Below are 4,694 nucleotides of genomic sequence, written 5' to 3'. Positions count from 1 at the left end.
GCGACGCCCAGGCCGCCGATGACGACGTGCGCGACCGCCCCGGTGACGATGCCGGCGATCGACGCGAGGCCCGCACGCCGCCCGCCGCCGAGGGTGCAGCCGAGCACGCAGGCCATGTCGAGACCGGGCAGGAGAATGATGCCGAAGACCAGGCCGAAGTAGACCCAGAGATGCGCAGCGGGTGTCATGGGCGCGCTCCGCTCACTGCTTCCGGCGCGTCCAGTCCATCACCCAGCTCTCCTGCCAGCTCTTGCCGTCGTCCTTCGAACTGGCCTGATACCAGCGGCAGGAGGTGGGCGTGATCTTGTCCCAACAGCCGCGGATGATGAGGGGCTTCCCGCTGCCGTCGACGTCGTCGCCGTCCCAGGTACCGACGCCGTTGGTGAAGCTCCCCCAGGCGGGCTCGGAACCCAGCACGCCGCTCTGGCTGTTGACCCAGAAATCGGCCCAGAGCTTGCGGTTCACATCGAGAAGCCGGAGGCCCATGCCGCTGAAGTTGCGCTCCGGGATGCGCAGCTCTTCGATGCTCGCAATGCCGCCGAGGATGCCGACGACGGTCGCCTCGCCGGTGAAGAGATCCCACTTCTTGTTCTTCCACTGCCGATGCTTGATCGTCCACTCGCCGGTCAGGAAGTCGAAGTCGCCGGACTTGCCGGTGGCCGCCGGCGGCACCGCCGCCGCCCGCGCTCCGCCGGCCAGACCGAGGGCGCTGCCGACCGCGAGACCGGCGGCCAGCTGCAGAAGGGTCCTGCGCTCGAGATTCGAAGCGACGTTGTCCATGAGATCTCCCTTTCGTCGTGATCGCGGGACCGATTCCCGCGGGAGAAAGGCTAGAGCGCGTAGAGGACAGTTTCCGCCCTATTGGCTGATACCCTTTCCGGGTGGGCTCCCCGACCAATCGGATTCTCGCCGTCCTCGAGCTGCTGCAGGCGCACGGGCAGCTCGCGGGCACCGAGATCGCCCGCCGCCTGGGCGTCGACCGCCGCACGGTGCGGCGCTACATCGTGGCGCTCGAGGAGATGGGCATCCCGGTGACCGCCGAGCGCGGCGCCGGCGGCGGCTACGCCCTGGTAGCGGGCTTCAAGCTGCCGCCGATGCTGTTTACCGACGACGAGGCGCTGGCGCTCTCGCTCGGCCTGCACGCGGCGAGCGCCCTCGGCCTGGGTGACCCCGGCGGTCATTCAGCGGGACTCGCCAGCGCCCGTTCGAAGCTCGAGCGGGTGATGCCGGCCGATCTCAAACGCCGCCTGCGCGCCGCCGACGAAACGATGCAGCTCGATCTGCCGGCCTCCGGCCCGCCGGCGGAGAGCCAAGTGCTCGCGACGCTCTCCGCCGCGGCACAGGCGCAGCGCACGGTGCACGTCACCTACGAAGCCGCCGACAAGAGCCGCACCGCACGCGATCTCGACCCCTACGGCTTGGCCTTCCGCGGCGGCTGCTGGTACGTCGTCGGCCACTGCCACTTGAGGAAAGGCCCGCGCACCTTCCGCGTCGACCGCATCGCGACCACCACCCGCACCACGCGCACCTTCGAGCGCCCGGCGAACTTCGACACCCTCGCCGCGATCTCGACCGCGATCGCCACCCTGCCGCGCGCCCACCAGGCCGAGGTGCTCCTGCACACCGACCTCGCGACGGCGAAGAAGCAGATCTTCGCCACCTTGGGCACGCTCGAGGAAGTCGAAGGCGGCGTCCTCCTCCACTCCCAGACCGACGACCTCCCCTGGCTCGCCCGCGAGCTCGCGCGGCTGCCGTTCGGCTTTGCGGTGCGCCAGCCCGACGCCTTGCGCGCGGCCATCCACACTCATTCCGAACGTCTGCGCCGAGCAGCGGCTCCGCCGCGTCGACCGCGCCAACGCCCCTCTCTGTGAAGGTTGGAGGCGCGAGGCGAGCGCCGGCCAACTTGAACCGGCGGCCCGGTTCGCGATACAAACGACCGGACACATTCAGTCCGCCAGCAGCACTTTCGTCGCCGGCCCGGGGAACGCACCGAAGCCGGTCCCGAACCGCAGCACTTGGAGGTTCGCATGCAGTGGTTCTATCTGGATCGAGGCGCCAGGGTCGGCCCGATCGACGATGCTGAGCTCGAGCGCCTGATCGCCGCGCAGACGATTTCTGGAGAGACCCTCGTCTGGCATGAAGGCCTGAGCGACTGGCAGAGCTATGCCTCCCTCGGCGCCGCCCCGGCCACCGGCGACGTCGGCTCGTGCTCGCAATGCGGGCGGCCGTTTCTCCCGTCGGAGATGGTGCAGTTCGGCCCGCGCTGGGTCTGTGCCGACTGCAAGCCGAGCTTCCTGCAGCGCGTGCGCGAGGGAGCCACGATCGCCGGCCAGAAGAACTTCGGCGGATTCTGGGTTCGCGCCGCGGCGCGCCTGATCGACGGCCTGCTGATGTTCGCCGTCAACATGCTGCTCTCCATGCCGGTGATCTTTTCTTCGATGAACCTCAAGAACCTGGGCCCCCAGGAGACGCCGCCGCCGCAGTTCTTCGTCGTCACCTGCTTGAGCTACCTCCTGATGTTCGCGGTCCAGGCGTTCTACGAGATCTACTTCATCGTTCGCAAGGGAGCGACGCCGGGCAAGATGGTCCTCAAACTCCGTGTCGAGCGCGCCGACGGCTCGCGACTCACGGTCGGCCGCGCCACCGGACGCTACTTCGCCACCATGCTGAACGGCTTCACGCTGGGAATCGGATACATCGTCGCCGCTTTCGACGTCGAGAAGCGGGCTCTGCACGACCACATCTGCGATACCCGGGTCATTCGTAGTTGAGCCTCGCCTGCAGCGGCTGCAGCAGTCCGCTCCCCGTCGCAGCCCTTGCGGCACGCGAGTGGGAGTGCGCGAGCTGCGCCGCGAAGCTGGAGCTCCGGATCTTCCCGGCGCTGTGGGAGGCAGCGGCGCCCGCCGACCCGGGACGAGCGCTCTCCTCGGACAGCGACGCGGCCTGTTTCTTCCACGCCGCCAAGCGAGCCGACGTCGCCTGCGACGCCTGTGGCCGATTCATCTGCTCCCTCTGCGCGGTGGAGTTCGCTGGAGACTCTTATTGCCCGGCCTGCTTCGAGTCGGGAAAGCGCCGCGAAGGCGCTCCCAGCCTGGAAACCCACCGCACACTGTGGGACCGCGTCGCGTTGGCGGTGGCGGTGCTGCCGATGTTGATCTTCTACGTCACGCTGGTGACCGCTCCGGTCGCGATCTTCCTCGCGATACGCCACTGGAAATCTCCCGGCAGCCTGCTGGGGCGCTCGCGCTGGCGGTTCGTCGTGGCGATCGTTCTCGGCAGCCTCCAGCTTCTGGGCATGGCGGCGCTGATCGTCGGCCTCTTCTTCGCGTTGTCCAGCGTGAAAAAGCCGTGAGCTACCGGCGCCTCCCCGGGCGTTCCTGGGGGCTCCTCGGGCGGACCTCGCTCTGGCAGGGGAGCGACCACTTCCTCCACGTGCAGTCGCGCGGCTACAGCGAGACCTACCGCCGGTTCTACTTCCGCGAGATCCAGGCGGTGATCCTCCGTCGCACTTCGCGCAGCCGGAACTGGTCGCTGGCTCTGCTCGGCCTCTGCCTGACGCTCTTCGCCGCCGCCGCGCTGGGGACCAGCCCGGGCACGCTCTTCTGGGCCATCCTGGGAATCCCGTTCGCGATCGGCCTGCTCGTCCACGCGCTCCGCGGCCCCTCCTGTACCGTTCATCTGCGGACCGCCATCGAATCCTCGCACCTCTCCGCCCTCTCCCGGGTCCGGCCGGCCGAACGTTCGCTGGCACGGATTTCGACCCTGGTCGAAACCGAGCAGGGCGCCTTGTCGCTTCAGGAGATCGCGCTCCGCGGCGAGACCGGACCGACCACCGCAGCGCCGATCGAACCCCCGCCGCAGGTGACTGGGTTCCCATCCTCCGCAACCGCACCGCCTCCCCTGCCCGACGGGCGCCCGCTGCGGCGGCACTTCGCGCTCTTCGTGCTTCTGTTGGTTGACGCGGTGCTTTCCGCGGGCCAGGTCTGGGCGCCCGGGCAGCTCCTCGGCGCCGCTGCGATCGCGCTCGGCCTGGCCCAGCTCCTGCTCGCGATCTTCGCGCTTGTCGAGGGTCGAAGACGACGCCTCGAAGCGCAGTTGCGGCGGGCGACCCTCGCGGCGCTGGTCTATGTCTGCGCCGCTTTCGTCGCCAGCTGGATCGCCTCCATCGTCATGACCATGAAGGCGGCCGCCGCCGGCACCCTGCGGCCCGGTGCGTTACCCGAACCGATCGTCGTTTCGTGGCTCGCGGCGATCACCATCCCGATCTGTCTCGGTCTGGGCCTCTGGGGCCTCTACCTTCTGCGCCGACGGCGCTCGACGACCTGACTCGATGAGAGACCTCGCTGCCGAGCGCTGTCGGAACCATGCCGACCGTGAGGCCGCCGCCCGCTGCCCCGACTGCCGCCGCCACTTCTGTCGCGAATGCGTCACGGAGCACGAAGGGCGCATGGTCTGCGCGGCGTGCATCGCTTCTCCGCGAACCGCCGAGGTCGCCGCGCCGCGCCGCCGCTTCGCCGGCGCCTTCCGCACCGCCGCGGCGCGAGGCTTGCGAGTCGCGGCAGGCCTGTTCGCGGCCTGGACATCGTTCTATCTTCTGGGCCAGGTCCTCACGCTCTGGCGCGACTCCGGCCACGCGGTTCCCGCGGCGACCGCATCCTCCCCCGGGCCTGCGGAGGCAGCTCCGCCGGCACCAT

Annotated in this window: 6 protein-coding genes and 1 pseudogene; 5 read left to right on the top strand and 2 right to left on the bottom strand. The window is 69.4% G+C overall.

The window, feature by feature from the left end:
* Together KBA23_RS15945 and KBA23_RS15940 are read right to left on the bottom strand one after the other, a co-directional pair.
* Nucleotides 1–188 (bottom strand): annotated as a pseudogene (locus KBA23_RS15945) (hypothetical protein); the annotation flags it as partial.
* Nucleotides 189–201: 13 nt separating this feature from the next.
* Nucleotides 202–780 carry a hypothetical protein gene (locus tag KBA23_RS15940; protein WP_290743008.1) on the bottom strand — a complete coding sequence of 193 codons (579 nt, stop codon included), beginning with the start codon at nucleotides 778–780 and terminating at the stop codon, nucleotides 202–204.
* 101 nt (nucleotides 781–881) lie between these two features.
* Here KBA23_RS15940 and KBA23_RS15935 point away from each other — a divergent pair, with 101 nt between their 5' ends.
* The 5 genes from KBA23_RS15935 to KBA23_RS15915 form a co-directional block, all read left to right on the top strand.
* Nucleotides 882–1,871 (top strand): YafY family protein, encoded by a 990-nt coding sequence (locus KBA23_RS15935; protein ID WP_290743005.1) that lies wholly within the window; start codon nucleotides 882–884, stop codon nucleotides 1,869–1,871.
* Nucleotides 1,872–2,027: 156 nt separating this feature from the next.
* Entirely contained in the window at nucleotides 2,028–2,771 is a 744-nt protein-coding gene (locus KBA23_RS15930) for an RDD family protein (RefSeq protein ID WP_290743002.1), read from the top strand.
* Entirely contained in the window at nucleotides 2,768–3,352 is a 585-nt protein-coding gene (locus tag KBA23_RS15925) for a hypothetical protein (protein WP_290742998.1), read from the top strand. Before KBA23_RS15930 ends, KBA23_RS15925 begins: the two co-directional genes overlap by 4 nt.
* A complete protein-coding gene (locus KBA23_RS15920; RefSeq protein WP_290742995.1) occupies nucleotides 3,349–4,326 on the top strand; it encodes a hypothetical protein in 978 nt (325 codons plus the stop codon). The genes KBA23_RS15925 and KBA23_RS15920 overlap by 4 nt, the downstream gene beginning before the upstream one ends.
* A 121-nt stretch (nucleotides 4,327–4,447) precedes the next feature.
* On the top strand, nucleotides 4,448–4,694 hold a 247-nt coding region (locus tag KBA23_RS15915; protein ID WP_290742992.1), incomplete at its 3' end, for a hypothetical protein.

The sequence above is a fragment of the Amaricoccus sp. genome (assembly GCF_017995835.1).
Classification (GTDB): domain Bacteria; phylum Pseudomonadota; class Alphaproteobacteria; order Rhodobacterales; family Rhodobacteraceae; genus Amaricoccus.
Note: the sequence above shows the minus strand (reverse complement) of the source record. Positions and strands in the feature narration are given on the sequence as shown.

Bases quoted from the DNA above. Each gene is read 5' to 3' on its own strand.
- KBA23_RS15940 (WP_290743008.1), bottom strand. From the start codon at position 780: ATGGACAACGTCGCTTCGAATCTCGAGCGCAGGACCCTTCTGCAGCTG.
- KBA23_RS15930 (WP_290743002.1), top strand. From the start codon at position 2,028: ATGCAGTGGTTCTATCTGGATCGAGGCGCCAGGGTCGGCCCGATCGAC.